This window comes from Bartonella sp. AP57NXGY (assembly GCF_042195805.1).
Taxonomy (GTDB): domain Bacteria; phylum Pseudomonadota; class Alphaproteobacteria; order Rhizobiales; family Rhizobiaceae; genus Bartonella.
Genome location: NZ_JBHIOZ010000406.1, coordinates 1 through 924 on the forward strand (window position 1 = coordinate 1; position 924 = coordinate 924).

Annotated in this window: 1 protein-coding gene; it reads left to right on the forward strand. The window is 40.3% G+C overall.

Going from position 1 to position 924, the window contains the following annotated elements; genetic code table 11:
- Window positions 1–127: 127 nt before the first annotated feature.
- On the forward strand, window positions 128–924 hold a 797-nt coding region (gene hrcA, locus ACFIL8_RS11150), incomplete at its 3' end, for a heat-inducible transcriptional repressor HrcA (RefSeq protein WP_375689854.1).

A 924-nucleotide genomic window follows, 5' to 3' on the forward strand; every position in this document is an offset into this window, starting at 1 on the left:
ACTCTGAAAGGTAGCATTTTACAGCTCAATAGGATAATATGTTTTTATACTACTTTAGACTATTTGACCAAACCTTGGCAAAACTTATATAAGAGATGAGGATTTTAAAAGTAGTGAAACAATTGTGATGAAGCACAAAACTATTGATAATGAACTAAAATATCTTGATGAACGTTCGCGTGATATTTTTCGCCATATTGTTGAAGCTTATCTTAATGATGGTGAACCTGTAGGATCACGTAATCTTTCGCGGCTTTTACAACAGACATTATCGCCTGCGACGATTCGCAATGTGATGAGTGATCTTGAACATCTCGGTTTGATTTATGCACCACATGTTTCTGCGGGTCGAATGCCAACACAATCAGGTTTACGCTTTTTTGTTGATGCATTTATGGAAGCGGGTGATTTGCCAAACGAAGAGCGAGAAAATATTGAAATGCAAGTCAAAGAGGCTGGTCATGCACAATCGATTGAACATTTTCTTGTTCAAGCAAGCCGAGTTCTTTCAGATCTTTCACGTGGGGCAGGGCTTGTTTTAGCAACAAAACAAGAAGGAACATTGAAACATATTGAATTTGTGCGCCTTGATAGGGAGCATGCTCTTGCCGTTTTGGTGACTCAACAAGGTGAAGTTGAAAATCGTATTGTTCATTTACCGGAAGGGGTTACTCATGCACAATTGACGGAAGCAACGAATTTTCTCAATGCCCATATCCAAGGGCGTACATTGAGTGAAGCTAAAGGGGAAATTGCCCGCTTATGCGCAGAAACACGGGCTGCACTTGATGATTTATCGCATCATCTTGTTGAAACGGGATTAGCTCTTTGGGGAGGAGAAGGTGCTGATCATAAAATACACCTCATTGTTCGCGGGCGTAGCAATTTACTTGAAGATGTGAAAGCAGAAGAAGATTTAGAACG